The organism is Myxococcales bacterium, from assembly GCA_016717005.1.
Lineage (GTDB): Bacteria > Myxococcota_A > Polyangia > Haliangiales > Haliangiaceae > UBA2376.
In genome coordinates this window covers 757,872-777,668 of the sequence record JADJUF010000037.1, presented here as the reverse complement: position 1 = coordinate 777,668, position 19,797 = coordinate 757,872, and the positions used below count along the sequence as shown (strand labels likewise).

Annotated in this window: 24 protein-coding genes and 1 pseudogene; 14 read left to right on the top strand and 11 right to left on the bottom strand. The window is 74.6% G+C overall.

Annotated features, from left to right (window positions below; genetic code table 11):
- Window positions 1-35: 35 nt before the first annotated feature.
- The 3 genes from IPL61_26980 to IPL61_26970 all read right to left on the bottom strand — a co-directional run bounded on the left by IPL61_26980 (window position 36) and on the right by IPL61_26970 (window position 2,343).
- A complete protein-coding gene (locus tag IPL61_26980; protein MBK9034865.1) occupies window positions 36-836 on the bottom strand; it encodes a metallophosphoesterase in 801 nt (266 codons plus the stop codon).
- A 37-nt stretch (window positions 837-873) separates the two neighbouring features.
- Entirely contained in the window at window positions 874-1,494 is a 621-nt protein-coding gene (locus tag IPL61_26975) for a hypothetical protein (protein ID MBK9034864.1), read from the bottom strand.
- Between the two features lie 81 nt (window positions 1,495-1,575).
- Complete coding sequence (locus tag IPL61_26970; protein ID MBK9034863.1) at window positions 1,576-2,343, bottom strand: hypothetical protein; 768 nt, start codon at window positions 2,341-2,343, stop codon at window positions 1,576-1,578.
- Window positions 2,344-2,509: 166 nt separating this feature from the next.
- Here IPL61_26970 and IPL61_26965 point away from each other — a divergent pair, with 166 nt between their 5' ends.
- Both IPL61_26965 and IPL61_26960 read left to right on the top strand, forming a co-directional pair.
- Window positions 2,510-2,980, top strand: coding sequence for a hypothetical protein (locus IPL61_26965; GenBank protein ID MBK9034862.1), 471 nt, complete (start codon window positions 2,510-2,512; stop codon window positions 2,978-2,980).
- A gap of 251 nt (window positions 2,981-3,231) precedes the next feature.
- Entirely contained in the window at window positions 3,232-3,687 is a 456-nt protein-coding gene (locus IPL61_26960; GenBank protein ID MBK9034861.1) for a hypothetical protein, read from the top strand.
- A 57-nt stretch (window positions 3,688-3,744) separates the two neighbouring features.
- Here the strand turns inward: IPL61_26960 and IPL61_26955 are convergent, their stop codons facing one another.
- The gene (locus tag IPL61_26955) at window positions 3,745-4,350 is read right to left on the bottom strand and encodes a TetR/AcrR family transcriptional regulator (GenBank protein MBK9034860.1); all 606 of its coding nucleotides are present in this window, start codon (window positions 4,348-4,350) and stop codon (window positions 3,745-3,747) included.
- Window positions 4,351-4,473: 123 nt separating this feature from the next.
- Here IPL61_26955 and IPL61_26950 point away from each other — a divergent pair, with 123 nt between their 5' ends.
- Together IPL61_26950 and IPL61_26945 are read left to right on the top strand one after the other, a co-directional pair.
- Complete coding sequence (locus tag IPL61_26950; protein MBK9034859.1) at window positions 4,474-5,088, top strand: hypothetical protein; 615 nt, start codon at window positions 4,474-4,476, stop codon at window positions 5,086-5,088.
- Window positions 5,085-5,603, top strand: a complete 519-nt coding sequence (locus tag IPL61_26945; GenBank protein ID MBK9034858.1) for a hypothetical protein — start codon at window positions 5,085-5,087, stop codon at window positions 5,601-5,603. Before IPL61_26950 ends, IPL61_26945 begins: the two co-directional genes overlap by 4 nt.
- A gap of 469 nt (window positions 5,604-6,072) precedes the next feature.
- On the opposite strand, the gene IPL61_26940 is transcribed toward IPL61_26945, so the two are convergent.
- From IPL61_26940 to IPL61_26930, 3 genes are all read right to left on the bottom strand, one after another.
- The gene (locus IPL61_26940) at window positions 6,073-6,405 is read right to left on the bottom strand and encodes an EF-hand domain-containing protein (protein ID MBK9034857.1); all 333 of its coding nucleotides are present in this window, start codon (window positions 6,403-6,405) and stop codon (window positions 6,073-6,075) included.
- A 401-nt stretch (window positions 6,406-6,806) separates the two neighbouring features.
- Window positions 6,807-7,187, bottom strand: coding sequence for an aminoacyl-tRNA hydrolase (gene pth2 / locus IPL61_26935; GenBank protein MBK9034856.1), 381 nt, complete (start codon window positions 7,185-7,187; stop codon window positions 6,807-6,809).
- A gap of 72 nt (window positions 7,188-7,259) precedes the next feature.
- Window positions 7,260-7,709, bottom strand: coding sequence for a hypothetical protein (locus IPL61_26930; protein MBK9034855.1), 450 nt, complete (start codon window positions 7,707-7,709; stop codon window positions 7,260-7,262).
- Window positions 7,710-7,799: 90 nt separating this feature from the next.
- Between IPL61_26930 and IPL61_26925 the strand changes: the two genes are divergently transcribed.
- Window positions 7,800-8,027, top strand: a complete 228-nt coding sequence (locus tag IPL61_26925; GenBank protein ID MBK9034854.1) for a hypothetical protein — start codon at window positions 7,800-7,802, stop codon at window positions 8,025-8,027.
- A gap of 9 nt (window positions 8,028-8,036) precedes the next feature.
- Here the strand turns inward: IPL61_26925 and IPL61_26920 are convergent, their stop codons facing one another.
- Window positions 8,037-8,663 (bottom strand): hypothetical protein, encoded by a 627-nt coding sequence (locus IPL61_26920; GenBank protein ID MBK9034853.1) that lies wholly within the window; start codon window positions 8,661-8,663, stop codon window positions 8,037-8,039.
- Window positions 8,664-8,716: 53 nt separating this feature from the next.
- Complete coding sequence (gene lspA / locus IPL61_26915; protein ID MBK9034852.1) at window positions 8,717-9,208, bottom strand: signal peptidase II; 492 nt, start codon at window positions 9,206-9,208, stop codon at window positions 8,717-8,719.
- A 132-nt stretch (window positions 9,209-9,340) separates the two neighbouring features.
- Here lspA and IPL61_26910 point away from each other — a divergent pair, with 132 nt between their 5' ends.
- From IPL61_26910 to IPL61_26895, 4 genes are all read left to right on the top strand, one after another.
- A complete protein-coding gene (locus tag IPL61_26910) occupies window positions 9,341-11,608 on the top strand; it encodes a CocE/NonD family hydrolase (GenBank protein MBK9034851.1) in 2,268 nt (755 codons plus the stop codon).
- Between the two features lie 12 nt (window positions 11,609-11,620).
- Window positions 11,621-12,190, top strand: coding sequence for a YkgJ family cysteine cluster protein (locus IPL61_26905; protein ID MBK9034850.1), 570 nt, complete (start codon window positions 11,621-11,623; stop codon window positions 12,188-12,190).
- A gap of 329 nt (window positions 12,191-12,519) precedes the next feature.
- Window positions 12,520-12,969 carry a hypothetical protein gene (locus IPL61_26900; GenBank protein MBK9034849.1) on the top strand — a complete coding sequence of 150 codons (450 nt, stop codon included), beginning with the start codon at window positions 12,520-12,522 and terminating at the stop codon, window positions 12,967-12,969.
- 189 nt (window positions 12,970-13,158) lie between these two features.
- Window positions 13,159-14,226 carry a hypothetical protein gene (locus tag IPL61_26895; GenBank protein ID MBK9034848.1) on the top strand — a complete coding sequence of 356 codons (1,068 nt, stop codon included), beginning with the start codon at window positions 13,159-13,161 and terminating at the stop codon, window positions 14,224-14,226.
- A gap of 4 nt (window positions 14,227-14,230) precedes the next feature.
- Here IPL61_26895 and IPL61_26890 read toward each other — a convergent pair whose 3' ends face one another.
- Window positions 14,231-14,878 carry a hypothetical protein gene (locus IPL61_26890; GenBank protein ID MBK9034847.1) on the bottom strand — a complete coding sequence of 216 codons (648 nt, stop codon included), beginning with the start codon at window positions 14,876-14,878 and terminating at the stop codon, window positions 14,231-14,233.
- Between the two features lie 8 nt (window positions 14,879-14,886).
- Entirely contained in the window at window positions 14,887-15,426 is a 540-nt protein-coding gene (locus IPL61_26885; protein ID MBK9034846.1) for a hypothetical protein, read from the bottom strand.
- Between the two features lie 120 nt (window positions 15,427-15,546).
- Between IPL61_26885 and IPL61_26880 the strand changes: the two genes are divergently transcribed.
- The 5 genes and pseudogenes from IPL61_26880 to IPL61_26860 all read left to right on the top strand — a co-directional run bounded on the left by IPL61_26880 (window position 15,547) and on the right by IPL61_26860 (window position 19,795).
- The gene (locus tag IPL61_26880; GenBank protein ID MBK9034845.1) at window positions 15,547-16,707 is read left to right on the top strand and encodes a hypothetical protein; all 1,161 of its coding nucleotides are present in this window, start codon (window positions 15,547-15,549) and stop codon (window positions 16,705-16,707) included.
- Between the two features lie 198 nt (window positions 16,708-16,905).
- On the top strand, window positions 16,906-17,328 hold the full coding sequence (locus IPL61_26875) for a hypothetical protein (GenBank protein MBK9034844.1): 423 nt from the start codon (window positions 16,906-16,908) through the stop codon (window positions 17,326-17,328).
- Between the two features lie 138 nt (window positions 17,329-17,466).
- The gene (locus IPL61_26870) at window positions 17,467-17,835 is read left to right on the top strand and encodes a hypothetical protein (protein ID MBK9034843.1); all 369 of its coding nucleotides are present in this window, start codon (window positions 17,467-17,469) and stop codon (window positions 17,833-17,835) included.
- 252 nt (window positions 17,836-18,087) lie between these two features.
- Window positions 18,088-18,729, top strand: a pseudogene (locus IPL61_26865) (substrate-binding domain-containing protein).
- Between the two features lie 121 nt (window positions 18,730-18,850).
- Window positions 18,851-19,795 (top strand): VWA domain-containing protein, encoded by a 945-nt coding sequence (locus tag IPL61_26860; GenBank protein ID MBK9034842.1) that lies wholly within the window; start codon window positions 18,851-18,853, stop codon window positions 19,793-19,795.
- The last annotated feature ends 2 nt before the right edge of the window (window positions 19,796-19,797 follow it).

The following is a 19,797-nucleotide window of genomic DNA, read 5'->3' as shown; positions in this document are numbered from 1 at the left end:
AGGCCTTGGCGACCTGGCGACAGGCCGGCTGAACCTCAGCGCAGGACCAGCGGCGCCTGCGCGACCGGCGCGCCGTAGTCGGCGCCGCCGGTGAGCACGCGCAGGTTCGGCGCGACGTCGACCTGGCCGCCGCCGTGGGTGTGGCCGCACACGACCAGCGCGCGGGCGTCGGGGTGCGCGGCCATCGCGGCGCGCAGCGCGTCGCCCGCGGCGACGCACGTGAACCACGGCAGCCACGCGTCGTCGGAGCGCCGGCCGTCGTGCCAGCAGGCGTCGGCGAACGGCGGCACGTGCGTGACCACCAGCAGCTTGGCCGCGCGCGCGAGCGCGGCGGCGGCCGCGCGCGCGAGGTGGGCCGCGGCCTCGTCGCCGAGCGCCCGCAGCGCGGCGCAGCGGGTCGCGCGATCGAGGCCGGTGAGCTCGCGGATCTGGTACCAGTCGTTGAGCTCGACCGCCGAGCCGTCGGGGTCGCCGGCGCGCGCGTCGCCCCAGCCGTCGTGGCCGATCAGCGCCCAGCCGTCGCCGAGGTCGATCGGCCCGCACGCCGGCAGCCAGCGCAGCCACGGCGACGCGGCGGTCAGCGCGCGGGCGCGGGCGCGGACCTCGGCGATGCTGCCGCCGTAGCAGTCGTGGTTGCCGAGGACGAAGTAGATCGGGCGCGCGAGCCGCTCGGCCAGGCGCTCGAGGTGCCCGACCAGCGCGGTCGCCGTCGACTGGTCGCCGCTGAGCACGACGCCGTCGGGACCGGCCGCGGCGAGCTGCGCGGCCAGCGCGTCGAGCTCGCGCGGCGTCACGAAGTCGAGGTGGACGTCGGTGGCCCAGGCCAGGGTCGGCACCGCCGCAGGATAGCGCGCGGTGCCGGGCCCGGGGCCGTCAGTGGAACACCAGCAGCGCGCCGCTGGCGACGCTGGCGGTGGCGGTCGCCCAGAGCACGCCCCAGGTGATCCGCTCGCGGTGCAGCGGATCGAGCTGGTCGGTCTCGCGCAGGCTGTAGGCGACCGCGCTGCTGACGCCGGCCGCGGTGACCGGGATGCCGAGCAGCGGGGCGACCGCGCGCAGCTCGCGCACCAGCGCCACCGACGAGCCGATCAGCCCCCCGGTGACGTCGCCGTCGATGATCTCGGCCAGGTCGACCGGCAGGTAGTAGCCCTCGGCGTCGGAGTGGCAGCACAGGTGCGCATCGAGGTGGACCGTCAGCTCGAGGTCGAGCAGCGGATCGGCCATCGGATCGAAGTCGAGCGGCGCGGGCGCGAACGGCGCCGCGCCGGGGCGGGTGTGCGCGTAGGCCCGGCGCAGCAGGTGCAACCAGGTGTACGGGACGTGGTCGGCGTACGGCAGCACCTCGACGTCGAACGTCGCGGGTTCGACGTGGGGCGCGTGGCCGGCGGCGATCAGCGCGCGATCGAGCCGCGCCAGCTCCTCCTCGAAGTAGGCGCGCCCCTCGGCGTCCTGGGTCAGCTGGGCGCGCATGCCGACGGTGACCGCGAGGCTCATGGCGGCAGCATCGCCGAAGCCCGCGCGCGTCGCCAGGCGTCGCGGGCAGGTCGCGCCGGTCACGCGCGGGCGGCGCCGCGGTCACTCGCAGGCGACGCCGCCGATGGCGTCGAGCTCGTTCCATCCGATCACCGCGCGCGAGTCGAGGGTGACCCGGATGCTCGCGACCGGCGCCTGGGCGCACCCCAGCGCGACCGCCAGCTCGTGGCCGGCGGGGCCCAGCGGCGCGGCCGCGCCCCAGTAGACGATCCGACGCGCGCCGTCGGCGTCCGCGACCTCGACCCGCGTGATCGCGCCGGGGTTGTACGACTCGATGACGCGGAGTCCGGCGAGGCGGGTCGGCTGCGCCAGCGCGACCTCGATCCACTCGTCGCGATCGTCGGCGCCGCGCGACGCCCAGGCCTGGGGCGCGTCGGTGCCGAGCGCCTCGACGTCGGGCGCGCCGAGCACGCGCGCGGCCGACCAGGCGTCGTCGCTCCACTGCGACGAGAAGCCGAGCACGCGCGTGGCCCAGACCATCTTGGCCGTGGCGGGCGGCGGGGGCGCCGCCGGCGTCGCGACCGGCGTCGGCGTCGGGTGATCGAGCTCGGCGATGGTGGCTCGATACGCGGCGGCGTCGATGCGGCCGGCCGCGACGTCCATGCACGCCAGGGTGCGGTGCGCGATCCAGCTGCGATCGGCGTCGTCGAGCGCCGTCAGCTCGAGCCCGGCGGGCAGCGCGCACGGATCGGCGTGGGCTCGGGGCGCGCTGGCGGCGATGAGCCCGCCGCCGAGGCCCGCGGCGAGCGCCACCGAGACCGCGGCGGCGGTCGCGATCGCGCCGACGCGCGGCGCCGGCTCGACGCGCACAGGTGGGGCGAGGTGCGCGGGCGCGAGGGGACGGGACGAGTCGGGGATCGCCATACCCGAGCAACGCGCGAGCGCGCCCAGAAGTTCTGGTCGCGCACGTTATGCAAGTGCGCGTGCGACCTGCCGCGCCGCGTCGAGCGTCATGGGGGCGGGCTAGGGTGACCCGATGGAGACGACTCCCGAGGACATCACCGAGCCGACCCGCTGGCGCAAGGCCGGCTGGATCGCGCAGGTCCAGAAGAACGAGGACGACGACGGCTGGGCCGTGGCCATGACCCGCGTGGGCGACGACGAGCCGGCGCTGGTGGGGCCGTGGACGATGGGCCGCGACAAGCGCAACCCCAAGCCGCTCGACGCCGGCGCGTTCGCCACGCTGGTCAAGACCGCGAGCGAGGTGCTGCGGCGCCACGAGCAGTCGGCGCGCGCGGCCCTGCACAGGACCTTGACGTTCACGACCGACGCCGGCGCGCGGGTCAAGGCCGACCTCGACGTCGCGATCGACGATGACGATCCCCACGCGATCCTGGTGGTGACCGACGTCGCGACCGACGAGGAGGTCCGGCGCGGCCGCGTCCGCCAGGCGTTCAAGCTGACGGCGAGCACGGTCGAGAAGTTCGTCCGCACCGGCGAGGGCTGAGGGCGAGCACGGTCGAGAAGTTCGTCCGCACCGGCGAGGGCTGAGGGCGAGCACGGTCGAGAAGTTCGTCCGCACCGGCGAGGGCTGAGGGCGAGCACGGTCGAGAAGTTCGTCCGCACCGGCGAGGGCTGAGGGCGAGCACGGTCGAGAAGTTCGTCCGCACCGGCGAGGGCTGAGGGCGAGCACGGTCGAGAAGTTCGTCCGCACCGGCGAGGGCTGACCGCCCGGCCGGCGTGTGCGATCGTCGGCGCGTGGACACCGGCATCGCCAACATCCTGCACCGCGGCACGATCGCGACGATCGCGGGCGTGCGGACCTTCGAGCGCGGCGAGCGCTGCTTCGCCGCCGGCCGCGTGGCCGAGGTCATCGCCGGCCCCGGCGAGCTGCGCGGCGTCGTGCGCCCGACCGAGGCGACGCGCGCGCCCTACGCGGTGCGGCTGTGGGTGCGCGCCGACGGCCTGGCCTACGCGTGCACGTGCCCGGTCGGCCTCGAGCGCCACCTGTGCAAGCACACGGTCGCGATCACGCTGGCGCACCTCGAGCGGCAGCGCGTCGACGCCGAGCGCGGCGTCGACCTGCTGCGCCAGGCCCTGACCGCGATCCCGACGCCGGCGCTGGTCGACGGGTTGCTCGGGCTGGCGCGCCGCGACGCCGCGCTCGCCGACGAGCTCAAGCGCCTGTGCCTCGACGCGCTGGCGCGGACCTGATCGGCCACGGCCCCAGGCACGCGTTCGCAGATCCGGTCGACGCCCGGGACGGGCGCGTCAGCCCGCGGCGTGGGTCGCGATCGCGTCCCAGCAGGCCTGCTCGGCCAGCGCGAGCGTCGCGGCGTCGAGCGTCGGCAGCCGGCCTTCCCAGTGCGCGCGCATCATCCGCGTGAACCCGCCGAACACCAGCTCCATCAGCAGGTGCGGATCGCCGGCCTTGACCACGCCCGCGGCCTGGGCCGCGCGCACGAACCCGGCGCCGAAATCCTGGAGGCCGGTGTCGAGGCGCAGGCTCTCGGCGTCGAGGTACGAGCGGTGGTGGTGCAGCTCGAGGAACTCGAACGCGTGGGGCTGATCGTGCGCGAACGTCGCCATCGCGCCCCAGATCGCGGCGAACTGCTCCCGCGGCGTCGCGGTCGCCGGGAACGCGGCGTAGATCGTGCGCGCGACCGCCTCTTTCCAGCGGCGGTACAGCACGTTCACCAGCGCGGTCTTGCCGGGGAAGTAGTGATAGATCGTGCCGGCGGCGACGCCGGCGGCGCGGGCCAGCTCGGGCACGGCGGTGCCGTGGAAGCCGCGATCGACGAACAGCCGCAGGGCCGCGGCCAGGATCGCGTCGTACTTGTCGCCCACGGGCGCGACGGAGGGGTCACGGACTGCCATCTGGTACCGAATGAATGTTCAGATGAATCTGTGCGCCATGTCAAGTCCCAAACAAAACAGTTGACTGAGGCCAGGATCGTGATCAATGAATGATGCATGAACCGAATGAACGTTCAATCAATCATGGCCACGGCGTGCCTGCTGGCGCTCGGCGCTTGCACCGTGGACGGGGCCGACGGGCCCGCCGCGGGCGCGCTCGAGGGCCGGCTCGCGGCGGGCGCCGCCTTGCCGATCCTGCGCGGCGGCGCGGTCGCGCTGACCGCGGACCAGGCCGGGGTGGCGCGACCGGTGACGCCCGGGGTGCGCGGCGGCCAGGTGGTCGTCCGCGCGGTCGGTGACGACCGCCTGGCGGTCCAGGCGCTCACGATCGATCTCGACGACGTCGACCTCGAGCACGCGCTCGGCGACACGACCCGCGTCTTGCACCTGACCGACCTGCACCTGCGCCTGGGCACCCAGCGCGACGGCGTCGCGGCGTGGCGGGCCGACGGCGCCGGCGTCGACACGTCGACCACGGTCGAGCTGGTGCTCGACTGGGCGCTGCGGGCCGACGACGGCGACGTGCTGCCGTTCGCCAGCCAGCGCATCGGCGACGTCGGGCTCGAGCTGCAGGTCACCGCCGACGGGCCCGCGGTGGTCGCGACCGTCGACGCGCGGGTCGCGGGGCCGATCTGGAACTTCGGCGACGTGATCGTGCGCGATCTCGACCTGACCCTCGCGCTGGCGGACGCGCCGTGACCGGCGCCCGCGGTTGGGCCGCGCTCGCGGCCCTCGCGCTGGGCTGCGGCGGCGGCCCGGGCGATCTGCTCGAGCGGGTCGACGTCGCCGACCTGCCGCCGGGCGACGCCACCGGCGCCGACGCGACCGGCAGCTACGACCTGACGCTGTACACCAGCGCGTGCGCGGGGCGGTGCACGGTCAAGGTCGGCAGCTTCACCGCGTCGCTGTGCGACGTCGGCGAGGTCGATCACGGCGGCGCCGACGTGACGCAGACCGACGGGCGGCTGGTGCTCGACACCTCCAGCCTCGCCCTCGACCGCCTCGCCGGCGGGCTCGACGGCGACGGCACGTTCGTCGTGGGCGGCTGGGGCACCCAGCAGGGCGGCGCGGTCGAGGTGCTGATCCGCGCCGACGGCGCGCTGGCCGACGGCGCGATCACCGGCGTCGCGACCGCGCGGGCCCACGGCGCCGTCGACGGCCAGGCGATCGACTGCACCTCGAGCTACGAGGTCACGGGGGCGCGGGCGCCGTGACCCGCCGCGCGGTGAGGCGTCCGCGACGGCCAGGCGATCGACTGCACCTCGAGCTACGAGGTCACGGGGGCGCGCGCGCCGTGACGCGCCGCGCGGTGAGCGTCCGCGACGGCCACGCGATCGATTGCACCTCGAGCTCCGAGGTCACCGGGGCGCGCGCGCCGTGACCGGCCGCGCGGTGAGGCGTCCGCGACGGCCACGCGATCGACTGCACCTCGAGCTACGAGGTCACGGGGGCGCGCGCGCCGTGACGCGCCGCGCGGTGAGCGTCCGCGACGGCCACGCGATCGATTGCACCTCGAGCTACGAGGTCACGGGGGCGCGCGCGCCGTGACCGGCGCGATCAGGCGTCCGCGACGGCCACGCGCTCGACGGCGCCTCGCGCTACGAGGTCACGGGCGGGCCCGCCGTGACCCGCTGCGCGATCAGGCGTCCGACGCGCAGCTGGCGCGCCGTGATCTGACGCGCGTCACGGCGTCGGCGGGGCAGGCGGCGCGCCGTCATCGGAGCCGCGGCGGCCCGGGCGGGCGCCGGGCGGGCGATCGCCAGGCCCCCGGGCCGGCAGGGCCGCGCTCATCTCCTCGGCGCTGATCGCGCCGTCGTGGTCGGCGTCGACGGTCGCGAAGTCGAGCGCGGGGCCGCGGCCGCGGGCGCCGAACTGCGCGAACTCGTCCTCGGTCAGGCGCCCGTCTTCGTTGGCGTCGAGGCGCCCGATCATGTCGACGACCCGGCTCTCGCGCATCGCGGCGCGCTCGGCGTCCGACAGCGCGCCGTCCTGATCGGCGTCGTACATGTCCATCATCTCGGCGCGGCGCTCGGTGCGCGCGGCCTGGCGCTCCTCGCGGCTGCGCGGGTCACCCCGACCGGCCCACGGGCGGTCCGCGCGATCGCTCGGCGCCTGGTCGGCGCCATCCGGCCGGTCGGGCAGCTGCGGCCGCGGGCGGATCGGCACCCGGCGATCCCGGCTCGGCCCCGGAGGCTGCACGCCGGCGGGCGCCCGCTGCGCCGCGGTCGGCGCCGGCGGCGAGGCCTTCTTCTCGGCGCAGCCGGACAGCGCGAGGGCGGCGAGGAGCGGGGTGATCCAGCGGGGCGTCATGGGGGGCTCCAGGTGAGGATGAAGGATAGACGATCCCGCTGGTCGGCGATTCACCGGGCAGCCGGGCGCTCCGGACCGCCGCTCCAGGGAGCCCGGCGACCGGGAGGTCACAGGAGCGGCAGCGCGCCGGTGATGGCGTCGACCTCGTCGGCCCAGGCCGGGCCGATCGCCAGGCAGGTGCGGGTCGGCACGCCCTTGAACTCGGTCACCCCGGCGTCGACGATCACCGCGCACGGCAGCCCGGCGGCCTGGGCCCGCGCGGCCACGTCCTCGAGCTCCTGCTCCGAGGCCACGCCGACGCACACCTTGGTGAAGCGCCCGCCCAGCCACGCCGCCATCGCCGGCGTCACCGTGAAGGCGAAGCCATCGCCGGCGAGCGCGCCGCGGTCGAGCAGCACCTTGAGCGACGCGTGCGCCCCCTGGGCGATCATCTTGCCCTTGCGCATGTTCAGGTCCTTGCGCATCACGATGACCTGCTTGGCGTCCATCGCGCGATGGTCGGCGGGCGCGACCGCGCTGTCCACCGCGGGCGGCGATCGTCGATCCGCTGGGCTACGCGGTCACGGGCCCCAGCACTGGAGCGCGCCGGAGATCGCGTTCGGGCACTGGCTGGTGCGCAGGTCGGAGCAGCTGAGCATGCCGGCGTCGGTGCCGTCGCCGCACTGCCAGAAGTCGCAACCCGGTGTGCAGGTGGCGCCGACGCACTCCGGGCGCCGCGGCGCGCACGAGAAGCCCAGCGACTGGCAGGGGTCGTCGATGTTCGAGTGCATCACCTGGATGCAGATCTCATCAGCGGTGCAGGTGCTGCACACGCCGGCGTCGGTGGCCGCCGCGCTGTTGCCCGCGCACGCGGCGAGGGACAGCGCGAGGGCGAGCGCGCCGCGGAACGCCCGGACGCGGAGCTCGTCGCCCGGGTTGCCGACGAGCTTCGCGGCGACGCGGGAGGTCCCACCGGCGCAGGCGCGCGGCGATGGGGCGAGCGGCGTCATCGCCTGGACGAGCGGTGTCATCGACCGAGCGTACTGGACGCGGCGGCGCCCGGAGCCAGCGCGTGCGTGCGCGCGATCACGGCATGTCGTACCGATGCGGTACGAGCAGGCATGGCTCGCAGCGTCCATCAGATCCTGGGGTTGCTCGGCACCAAGGACCCGGCCACCGTGCTGGTCTATCCGCTGGCGATGGCGTCGGCGGACGTGACCCGCGCGCGCGTCGCGAGCTGGGCCGGCGTGTGGGGCGCCGACTTCGGTCGCCTGACCGCGTCGATCACATCGGACGAGAAGGCGGCGCTGGTCGAGGCCGGCGCGCGCGAGCAGCCGACCCGCGAGTGAGCGCTCGGCTCACGGCGTCGGGCAGGCGATCGGCTCGGGCGGCGGCGGGTTGCACTTCACGCCGGGGTCGCAGTCGGCGACGACGGTCACGCAGGTGCCCGGCGCCTGCTCGCTGATCGCGACCACGCTGACCGGCGGACACGCGATCTTGATCGGCGCGGGCGGGTTGCACGGCGGTATCGGCTCATCCGGCGCGCGGACGCGGCGCGCGCACGGGTCGTCCTGCGCCAGGCACTCGCGGTCGCGGCGCAGCACGTCCCAGCGGCGGCTCGGCGCGGCGGCGACCGCGGCGTCGATGGGCGGCGGCGGCTGATCGTAGCGCGGGCACGGCAGCGCGATCTGCGTGCCGTCGATCGTGCAGTGGCCGGGCGGCTGCTCGATCACCTGGAAGGCGCCGGCGGGCGCGTCGGCCGGGCACGCGATCGCGAGCGGCGGCGGCGGGTTGCAGGTCGCGACCTCGGGCGGCGGGCAGTCGACCCGGGGCATGGCCTCGCAGCCCGTCGGCGTGCGCTGCACCTGCCAGCTCGGCGCGCGCGCGGGGTGCGTCGCGCCCGACGTGCTGTCGCCGCAGCCGCCGGCGCTGGCCCCCGCGATGACGATCACGAACGGAGCGGCGAACCGGGTGCGCAGGGCCATGTCCGACGGTATCGCAGGCGACCCGGGCGGGCCACCGACTCAGCGGCCCCGGCTCACGCGGGCGCGGTCGGCGCGGCCGGCGGCCGCTCGCGCAGGCTGGCGACGAGCAGCGCGGCCACGCCGAGCACGACCCAGGCGTCGGCGACGTTCCAGACTGGCCAGCGGTGGACGTGGATGAAGTCGACGACGTAGCCGCGCGCGAGGCGATCGATCAGGTTGCCGAGCGCGCCGGCCAGCACCAGCACGTAGCCGGCGACCGCCAGCGACGTCGCGCCGCGCCGCCGCCACAGCGCCGCGCCGAGGAAGCCCAGCGCCGCCAGGCCGGCCACCAGGATCACCGCGGTGCGGCCGCTCGCCGGCAGCACGCGCTCGAGGTTGAACGCGACGCCGTGGTTCTGGTGGTACGCGAGATCGATCCCGGTCATCACCGGGCGCGGTCCGCCGTCGCGCAGCGCGTGCTCGGCGCCGAGCTTGGTGGCGTGATCGCACCCGACCAGCAGCGCCAGCGCCAGGACGACGAGCCGGGACCAGGGACGCGGGCGCATGTGGATCCAACCCGGCCCACCGCGGCGCTCATTCCCTGGCACCCGCCGTCCGCGGGTGAGGCCGCGCACGCGGCCGGCGCGCCACCGAACTCGACTCGCCCAGGCGCCGACAGCTGTGCCATGCTGCGCGCCATGCGACTTCTCGTGCGATCGTTCATCTCCGGCGCCCTGCTGGCCGCCGTCGCTGTGGTGGCCGCCTGCGGCGACGACGAGGTCCCGCCGTTCGACGTGCGGCCCTCGGTCCAGCAGCTCCACGTCACGCACGCGCCGCCGGCCACCGAGCTGGCGGTGTTCGACCGCGCCGGCGCCCAGGTCGCCGTCGGCACGACCGACGAGCTCGGCAGCCTGATGTTCCGCGGCCTGGCCCCCGGCGACGGCTACGTCATCAAGACCACCACCGCGATGCCCGCCCTCAAGACCCGCTCGTTCGAGGTCATGTCGGTCGAGTCGAGCAAGGTCGAGCCGCGCTTCTACAGCGACCAGGCGCTGACCAAGGGCTACCAGTACATCCGCACCCGCGACGGCACGACGCTGTCGGCGTACATCACGTTCCCGGCCGGCGACCCGCCGTACCCGACGGTGGTCAGCTACTCCGGCTACGAGCCGTCGAAGCCCGGCGAGCCGATCGGCGACGGCTCGCTGGCGGGCCTGTGCGACGGCATCCCGTCGATCTGCGACGCGCCCAACGATCCGTCGGCGCTGATCGCGTCGTTCTTCGGCTACGCCACGGTCAACGTCAACATCCGCGGCACCGGCTGCTCGGGCGGCGCGTTCGACTTCTTCGAGACGATGCAGCTGCTCGACGGCTACGACGTGATCGAGACCGTCGGCGCCCAGCCGTGGGTGATGAACAACAAGGTCGGCATGGTCGGCCTGTCGTACCCGGGCATCACGCAGCTGTTCGTGGCCCAGACCCAGCCGCCGCACCTGGCGGCGATCGCGCCGCTGTCGGTGATCGGCGCCGCCAACACCACGATGCTGCCCGGCGGCATCCTCAACGATGGCTTCGCGACCGCGTGGATCACCAACGTGATCTCGAAGGCCAAGCCCTACGGCCAGGGCTGGGAGCAGAGCCAGGTCGACAAGGGCGACACGGTGTGCGCCGAGAACCAGCTCCTGCACGGCCAGTACATCGACAACGTCGAGCAGGCGCGCCAGATCAGCTACTACGTGCCCGCCGAGCACGACCGCTTCAACCTCGCGACCTTCGTCGACAAGATCAACGTGCCGGTGTTCCTCGCCAGCGCCTGGCAGGACGAGCAGACCGGCCCGTACTTCTTCACGATGCTCGACAAGTTCACGAGCTCGCCGGCGCTGCGCATGACCGTCTACAACGGCGTCCACATCGACGCGTTCCAGCCGGCGGTGCTCCAGGAGTGGGGCACGTTCCTCGAGCTGTTCGTGGCCAAGCGGGTCCCGATCGATCTGCCGGTGTCGCGGGCGATCGCGCCGCAGCTCTACGAGACGGTGTTCGGCGTCAACGACATGCGGATCGACGCGAGCCGGTTCGTCAACGCGGCCAGCTACGACGCCGCGGTCAGCGAGTGGATGGCCGAGCCGCCGCTGCGGGCGCTGTTCGAGAGCGGCGCCGGCGGCCTGACGATCGGCGAGCCGGTGCCGACCTTCGAGCAGTCGTTCGCGCGCTGGCCGGCGCCGGGCACCACGCCGCTGCGCCTGTACGCGCACCCCGACGGCGCGCTCCTGCCGGCGACGCCGACGGCGCTGGCCGCCCCGTTCACCTTCAAGCTCGACCCGGACGCGGGCCGCGTCAGCATCCTGGCGCCGGGCGGCGACGTCTGGGACGTGCTCCCCGACTACCGGTGGCCGCAGCCGGCCGCGGGCTCGGCGGTGGTGTTCGACAGCGCGCCGCTGGCCGCCGACACGGTCATGTACGGCACCGCGTCGGTCGACCTGTGGCTGCGGTCGCCGGTCGACGACGCCGACCTCGAGGTCAACCTCACCGAGATCCGGCCCGACGGCCAGGAGATGTACATCCAGTCGGGCTGGATCCGGGCCAGCCTCCGCGGCAGCGGCCCCGGCGCGACCGAGCTGGATCCGGCGCCGGCGTTCACGCAGGCCCTGGCGGCGCCGCTGGTGCCGGGCGCGTGGACCCAGGTGCGGGTCGGCACCGCCGGCATCCAGCACGCGGTCCGCGCCGGCTCGCGCCTGCGCGTGACCGTCGACACCCCCGGCGGCAGCCGCGCCGAGTGGTTCTTCCTCAACAAGCCGTTCAGCGGCGACGTGGTCTACGAGATCGGCCACGACGGCGACCACCCGTCGAGCGTGGTGCTGCCGGTGGTGCCGGGCGTGAGCATCCCCAGCCCGCTGCCGCCGTGTCCGTCGCTGCGCGGCCAGCAGTGCCGCACGTTCGCGCCGTACGCCAACACCGAGTCGCTGTAGGCGCGCGCGTCCATGGACGAGCTCGACGAGCTGCGCGCCGAGCTGCGGCGCGCGATGGCGATCAGCGAGCGCGCCGAGCAGACCGCCGCCGAGCTCGGCTACGTGGTCGAGACGCTGCTCGAGATCCTGCGCGCGCGGGGCCAGCTCGGCGAGGGCCACCTGCGCATGCTCACGCGCCTGCGCCAGCACGCGCGGCTGATCACCGAGCCGCAGATCCGGCTCGAGTCCGCGCCCGACAAGTACGGGATGGCGGGCGCCGAGATCGACTGCGCCAGCCGCATGCACCTGTGCCACGGCCGGTGCTGCGCGTACGACATCAGCCTGTCGGAGCAGGATCTGGTCGAGGGCAAGCTGGCGTGGCGGCTCGAGCAGCCCTACGTCCTGCCGCACGGCGACCACGGCTCGTGCGCGTACCAGGATCGCACCGACGGCGGTTGCCAGTGCTACGCGCACCGCCCGGCCCAGTGCCGACAGTACGACTGCCGCGAGGACGCCAACATCTGGGTCGACTTCGAGGCCGGCATCGCCGCGCCGCTGCGCCCCGGGCTGGTGCCGCTCCGGCGCAAGCCGACCGCGCCGTGAGCCCCGGGCTGGTGCCACTCCGACGCACGCCAACCGCGCCGTGAGGCCCGGGCCGCCGCGCCGGTACACGCCGACCGCGCCGTGAGGCCCGGGCTGGTGCCGCGCCGGTACACTCCGACCGCGGCGTGCGGCCTGCTAGATCGACCCGGCGTGCCCGTCGACGAGCAATAGGCTGAGCCGCACCGGGACCTGCAGATCCCGGCGACGACGTGATCGCGCGGGCCTGCGCGCGGCACGCGGGTTGCTCTACCCAAAGGGCCGGGATGCGCGCCGCCCGGTTCGATCGCGGGTCGGTCCTAACCAACGGCGCAGATCATGGTCCAAGCAGCATGACGATCTCTCGCGCCTTCGCCCTCGCCTTCCTCGCCCTGTCGCTCACCGCCTGCGTCGTCAAGACCCGCCCCGGGCCGCGCGCGGCCGAGCGCCGTGACGACGCCCGCGACCATCGGGTCGAGGCCATGACCGGCTGGGACAAGCTCGGCGAGCGCTGGGTCAACGGCCGCGCCGATCGCGACGTCATCCCCGTCGGGCGCGACGACGGCCGCTTCACCACCATCAAGCTCAAGGCCGAGCACAGCGCGCTCGAGCTGTTCGACGTCGTCGTGGTGTTCGGCGACGGCACCTCGTTCTCCCCCGGCACGCGCCTCGTCTTCGGCCAGGGCGCGTGGAGCCGCGACATCGATCTGCCCGGCGGCAACCGCGCGATCCGCCGCGTCGAGTTCCGCTACGGCAACCTCCCCGGCGGCGGCAAGGCCCAGCTCGAGCTCTGGGCCCGCTGAGGGCGCGGCCGCGGCGGCGCACGATCTACCCGACGGCCGACCCGACGGCGCGTCAGGTGACGGTCGTCGCCGCCCGGGCCATCGACGACGTCGGCGTTCGATGGGCCCTTCGTCATCCCAACGAAAACTGAACGGTAGCGTCAGATAATCAAGCTTTTGTTAGAGCGCCGATCCCCTGAGGATGCCGCCATGCGCACCTCGGTCATCGCCCTCGCCAGCCTCACCTCCGCCACCCTCGCCTGCACCGACGCGGCCGCGCCGCCGCCGCCGCCGCCGGTCCCGCCGTCGCCGCTGGCGCGGTGCGCCGATCCGGCGGTCGCGGTCACGACCCGGTGGCGGGTCGACAACGTCCACGCGCCGATCACCGCGCTGGCGGGCGCCGGGGCGTCCTTCGTGATCGCCAGCGCCGACGGCGCGGTCAAGCCCTGGCACCTGTCGGCGGCCGGCGCCACGGCCGTGCGCCCGGGCTACGGCGAGCCCCTCGCCACCAGCGGCGTGGCCACCGCCGCGCTCACGGCCACCGCCGACGGCACGGTCGCGGCGATCGACGTCGAGGGCGGCGCGTCGACCTGGATCGTGGCCGCCGGCGCGCTCGGGCCGCGCCAGGCGCTCTTGCCCGCCGCCGGCGTCGCGGCGGCGCTCGACGACGACGGCCGCTGGCTGGCCGGCGCCACCGACTCCTTCGCGGGCGATCTGACGCTGGTCGAGCTGGCGACCGGCGCGCGCGTGGGCCCGCTGACGACGACCTTGTGGCACGCCGCGGCCGCGCGCCTGGCCCCCGGCGATCGCTGGCTCACGGTCGGCGAGTGGTACGGCTGCCCGGCGATCGAGCGGCGCGACCTCGCCGACCCGACCGCGGCCGCCGTCGCCTGGGACACCTGCAACGGCGCCGGCGGCGGTCTCGCGCAGGGCTGGTTCCGCAGCCTCGCCACCGATCCCAGCGGTGCGTCGGTGGTCGCGGCCGGCGATCAGCTCATCGCACGGTTCGACAGCGACCAGCTCGCGGCCGGGCCGCGCGCCCTCGCCACCACCGACGTCCGGATCGATCGCGTGCTCCGCCTCGACGGCGACGGCCTCGCCGTGACCCTGGCCCAGCGCGGCGACGGCGCCGAGCTGACCTGGTGGACGCTCGCCGACCTCCGGCCCGTGCGCACCGAGCCCATCGCCGCCGCGGTCGACATCGCGATCGAGCCGACCACCGGCGTCATCGTCGCCGCCAGCGCCGACGGCCTCGTCCGCGGCTACGCCTGCGAGTGACCGTTCACTGCGCGACGTAGCTCATCTCGTCGACGGTCGCGCCGGCCGAGAACCAGCTGCCCGACGCGATCGCGCCGGCGGTGAGGCACAGCTCCCAGCCGGCCTCGTCGCCCATCGCCATCGTGTAGGCGACGCACCAGCCGCCGCCGGCGCCGGGCTTGGCGGCGAAGACCTCGAGGCCGTCGCCGTTGTCGAGGTCGCCGAGCTGGTCCGAGTGCGCGGCCGGGGTCGCGGCGATCAGCATCTTCTTGGGATCGAGCGCCGCGACCTGGGCGTGGACCTCGTCCATCGTGAGCGAGCCGTCGAGGTGCCACAGGCCGGCGGGGCTGGCCACCCAGTAGCCGGCGGGCGCGAAGCCGTCGCCGGGCGCCTGCTCGCCGACGCACTCGATCTTGGACAGCTGCAGGTCGCCCATCGGGTGCGCCATGGCGACGGTGCAGGTCATCGCGCCGGCGGCCTCGGTGGTGGGCGGGCCGTCATCGACCGGCGGCGTGACCTTGTGGGTCAGCGCGAACGACCAGCGCGCGCCCTGCTCGAGCAGCGCCGCGTAGACCGGACCGCTGGCGCCGCCGCCGGTGTTGCCGGGCGTGGTCGGCGTCGACTTGCCGCCGCACGCCGCGGCGAGGATCACGAGAGCCGCGAGCTTGTTCATCGCGCGTTCTATACACCATCGCCGGCGGCCCGCGCGTCGCGGCGCCAGCGCCACGCCAGCCACGCCAGCGCCCCGGCCACCAGCGCCCAGCCGAGCCCGCGGGTCCACGCGGCGATCGTGGTGTCGCGCCCGAGCACGTGCCAGCGCGTGAAGATGTTGGTGAAGTCGTGCTCGCCGCCGCCGACCAGCGGCAGCTCCTGGGCGCGGGCGTCGGCCATGTAGCGCGCGATGTTCCACAGGTTCTGGCCGAACCAGATCACCCCGACCGCGACGCCGTGGGGCTGCCGGCGCAGGAAGAACGTCGCCGCGGTCGCGACCGGGAACGTCAGCTGCCCGAGCACGCCGCCGTACAGCGCCGCGGTGGCGCCGAACACGCCGTAGACCATGTGGCCGGCCTCGTGGAACGCCAGGTTGGCGCCGTCGACCACCGGCGTCCAGCCGCTGTCGTCGCCGAGCACCAGCACCGCGAGCAAGGCCGCCAGCGCCGCGACGCCGACGAGCTCCGCGGTGCGGACCGGCTGCCACGGCGCCAGCTCGATGCGGATCATCGACCCCACGGTACCGCGAAAGCCCGAGTAAGCGGGCGGTCAGCGACGGTCGCGCTCGCCGCGGCCGCCAGGCCGATGATCCGCGCGCGCACCGCCGCGCATCGCTGCTAGCGTCCGGGCATGCGCACCGCCCGCCCGATCGCGCTCGCCACCGTCGTCGGCATGCTGGCCCCGCTCGTCGCCTGCGGCGGCGACGACGGCGGCCCCGCGCCGGTCGTCGACATCCCGGGCTGCGCCGGCGCGACGCTCCTGTCGAAGCCACACGACCCGGCCGAGCGGGGGCCGTGGCCGGTCGGCGCGCGCACCGTCGCGCTGGGTCGGCTCGGCAAGGTCGAGGTCTGGTACCCGGCCACCCGCGGCAGCGAGGCTGGGCAGACGCCGGCGCGCTACGACCTGCGCCAGGCGCTCAACCCGATGCAGCAGGACGTCATCAGCGACGCCGACAACCCGTGGCAGACCTGCGACTGCTACCGCGACCTGCCCCTCGACGACGCCCACGGCCCGTACCCGGCGGTGGTGTTCGTCCACGGCACCGCCGCGTTCCGCCACCAGTCGCTGCCGATCGTCACGCACTGGGCCAGCCGCGGCTTCGTGGTGATCGCCGCCGATCACCCGGGCCTGATCCTCGGCGACATCCTGACGATGCTGTGCCCCGACACGCCGACCGGCGCCCGCGACCTGGCCGGCGACGTCGCCGCCGAGATCGCCGCGCTGGGCGCGCCCACCGACGACCTGGCGTTCCTGGCCGGGCACGTCGACGCCACCCGGATCGGCGTCGCCGGGCACTCGGCCGGCGCCGGCGTGGCCGCGTCGTCGACCGCGCTGCCGGGCGTGCGCGTGGTGATCAGCATGGCCGGCAACCAGGCCGCGGCCGCCTCGTCGACGCTCGAGCGCGTGCTGTTCATGGCCGGCGACCAGGACGGCATCGTCCAGCCGTCGGCGGCGCACACCGCGTGGTCGACCTCGGCCACGCCCCGCCACTACCTCAGCATCGTCGGCGGCGCCCACCTCGCGTTCTCCGATCTGTGCGAGACCAAGAACGCCGCGGGCAAGGACCTGCTCGAGATCGCCAACGACTACCAGCTGTGCGGCGCGGCCGCGGCCGGCCTGTTGTTCGACTGCGACCCAGCCTACATCCCCGGGCCCGAGGCCTGGGACATCATCAACTTCGCGTCGACCACGGTGCTCGAGTCGACGCTGCAGTGCGCCAGCGGCGGCCCGACCATCGACCAGGTCGACGACACCTACCCCAAGGCCCACAACTACGAGGAGGCCCTGTGACCGCGCGCTGACCAAACCGGTGGACCCGGCGAGGACGCAGCGACGAGATCGCGCACGCGCGCGCCGGGTTCGCTGGCCGCCCGACCTTGACAGGACCGGTGGCCCCGGCGAGTCCGCGACGACGAGATCGCGCACGCGCGCGCCGGGTTGGTTGGCTGGCCGACCTTGTTCCGCCAGCGGATCGTGTATCGTCCGCTCGTGGGCTACATGGTCCGGTACTACGCGGCGCAGCCGATCACGTCGAAGGCCTTGCACCAGGCCCTGCAGGCGATCGATCCGGCGCTCAAGATCGACCTCGGTGAGCTGCTGCACGGCGATCAGTCGCTGGGGCAGGTCGAGGTCAACCAGGCCAGCGGCGACCTGTTCGAGGACGACCTGCGCACCACCATCGGCGTCGTCGAGTCGACCGGCCAGGGCGCGGCGGTGGTGCCGCGGCTGCGCGCCAGCCGCGCGGTCGTCGTCGCGGACCTCGACTGGGGCGGGCGCGGGCCTGACGCCACGCTCGCGCTGGTCGCGCCGCTGTGGACCGCGCTGCGGCAGCTGTCGCCGGGGCTCGCGCAGTGGGACGGCCACGGCGTGTACGACGGCGATCATCGCCTCGTCGATCTCACCGGTCGCTGACGCAGCGCGCGTGCCGCGCGCAGTTCGCTCGACGGGCCAGCGCCTGTCAGCGGATGTACCCGCGTGGGTACTTCGCGCGCGGGTGGCGGATGCTGCATCGTCCGCCGCCAAGAGGTGCCCATGCGTTTTGCTTCCATCGTGTCTGTGTTCGCGCTCTCGATCGGTCTCGCGGCCTGCGGCGGCAGCGGCGGCGGTGACGACGTCCCTGCCATCGACGCGCGCACCAGCGACGCGACCGGCGGCAACCCCGACGCGGCCGGCGGCGGCCCTGACGCGGCCGGCGGCGGGGTCAACGCGCTCGGCCAGGTCTGTACGCCAGGCACGTGCCCGGCCGGCAACATGTGTACCGGCGTCGGCGGCGTCGGCAGCCAGACCATGGGCTGGTGCTCGCCGATGTGTACTTCGATGGGTGGCGAGTGCGCCGCGGGCTACACCGGCCCCGGCGCGCCCGCAGGGCCAGCCGCCCAGCCAGTGCGCGATCCTTGCCGCCGTCGTGCCCGAGGGTGACCTGCCAGGCGGTGCCCGCAGAATCCGCCGGTCAGCGTCTGCGCTGTCCGCCTGACCCCGGCTGCGCGGGGCCATCCTTGGCCCGCGTGCCCCGGCCGGGGGTTGGTCGATCAGGCATCTGCGTCGTCCCGGCGTGATCGCCGGCTGACCGGCCGCGACCGCGCGACCTGGTACCTTCGGCTCAAGAGTTTCGTTGCGGCCACGCGGTTGTCACCGCGCTGACGCAATGGAGCCGTACGGCCGAGGGTGACGATGCACAAGCGAACACTGTCGTGGGTCCTGGTCGGTCTGGTGGTGGTGGCGCTGGCGGCGTGCAAGAAGAAGGCGCCTGACGAGCGGTCTGGTCCCGGCCCCGGGCCCGGCACCGCGCGTCCGCCGGCGGGCCCGACCGTCGAGCTACGCATCGCCTACGGCAGCGAGAAGAAGGCCTGGCTCGAGGAGCAGATCGCCGCGTTCAACGCCAGCGCGCCGCGCACCGCCAGCGGCGGGCCCATCCACGTCACCGGCGCCGCGTCGGGCTCGGGCGAGGCGATGGCGGCGATCCTCGACGGCAGCAGCAAGCCGCACGTCTACAGCCCGGCCTCGGGCGCGTACATCGCGCTGCTCAACCAGGCGTGGCTGTCGCGCGACAACCACACCAGGCCGCTGGCGCCCGCCGGCGAGCCGATCGTGCTGTCGCCGATCGTCATCGCGATGTGGAAGCCGATGGCCGAGGCGCTGGGCTGGCCCGACAAGGACATCGGCTGGGCCGACCTGGTCAAGCTCAGCAAGGACCCGCGCGGCTGGGCCGCGTACGACCGCCCCGAGTGGGGCACGTTCAAGCTGGGCCACACCCACCCCGAGTACTCGAACTCGGGCCTGCTCGCGGTGCTGGCCGCGACCTACGCCGGCACCGGCAAAGACCTCGGGGCTGACGGCGGCCGATCTCGACGCCGCGCCCACCGCCGCGTTCCTGGCCGAGGTCGAGGACTCGATCGTCCACTACGGCAAGTCGACCAGCCTGTTCATCGACAAGATGGTCGAGCGCGGCCCGACGTACCTGTCGGCGGCGGTGCTGTACGAGAACCTGGTGATCGAGGCCAACAGCAAGGACCCGGCGCCGGCGCCGCCGCTGGTCGCGATCTACCCGGTCGAGGGCACGTTCTGGTCGGATCACCCGTACGCGATCCTCGACGCCGACTGGGTCGGCGCGCCCGAGCGCGAGGCCGCGACCGCGTTCCTCGCGTACGTCAAGGCGCGCCCGGCCCAGGACCGCGCGCTGGCGCTGGGGTTCCGGCCGGCCGATCCCGCGGTGGCGATCGCGGCGCCGATCGATCGCGCGCACGGCGCCGATCCGACGCAGCCCCAGACGCTCCTGCAGGTGCCCGACGGCGCCACGCTCGAGCGCCTGGTCGGGCTGTGGCGCGCCAACAAGAAGGCCAGCGAGGTGACGCTGGTGTTCGACAAGTCCGGCAGCATGGAGGGCCAGCCGCTGGCCGAGGCCAAGGCCGGCGCGCGCGCGTTCCTGGCCACGCTCGACGACCGCGATCACGTGACGCTGGTGTTCTTCGACGACAAGGTCTACCCGCCGGTCGGCCCGGTCGAGCTGGGCCGGTCGCGCGCGATGCTCGAGCAGCGCCTCGACGGCGCGATCGCCGCCGGCGGCACCGCGCTCTACGACGCGGTCAGCGCCGCCCACACCGGCCTGCGCGCGGCGCTGGCCAAGAACCCGCACCGGATCCACGCGCTCGTGGTCATGACCGACGGCGTCGACGAGAGCTCGCGCAAGACCCTCGACCAGCTCACCAAACAGGTCACCGTCGAGGGCGAGCGCGCGGTCAGCGTGTTCACGATCGCCTACGGCGCCGAGGCCAACGCCGGCGTGCTCGGTCAGCTGGCCGAGAAGTCGCGGGGCACGTTCTCGCGCGGTAGCCTGGCCGACATCCGCCAGGTGTTCCGCGACATCGGCACCTTCTTCTGACC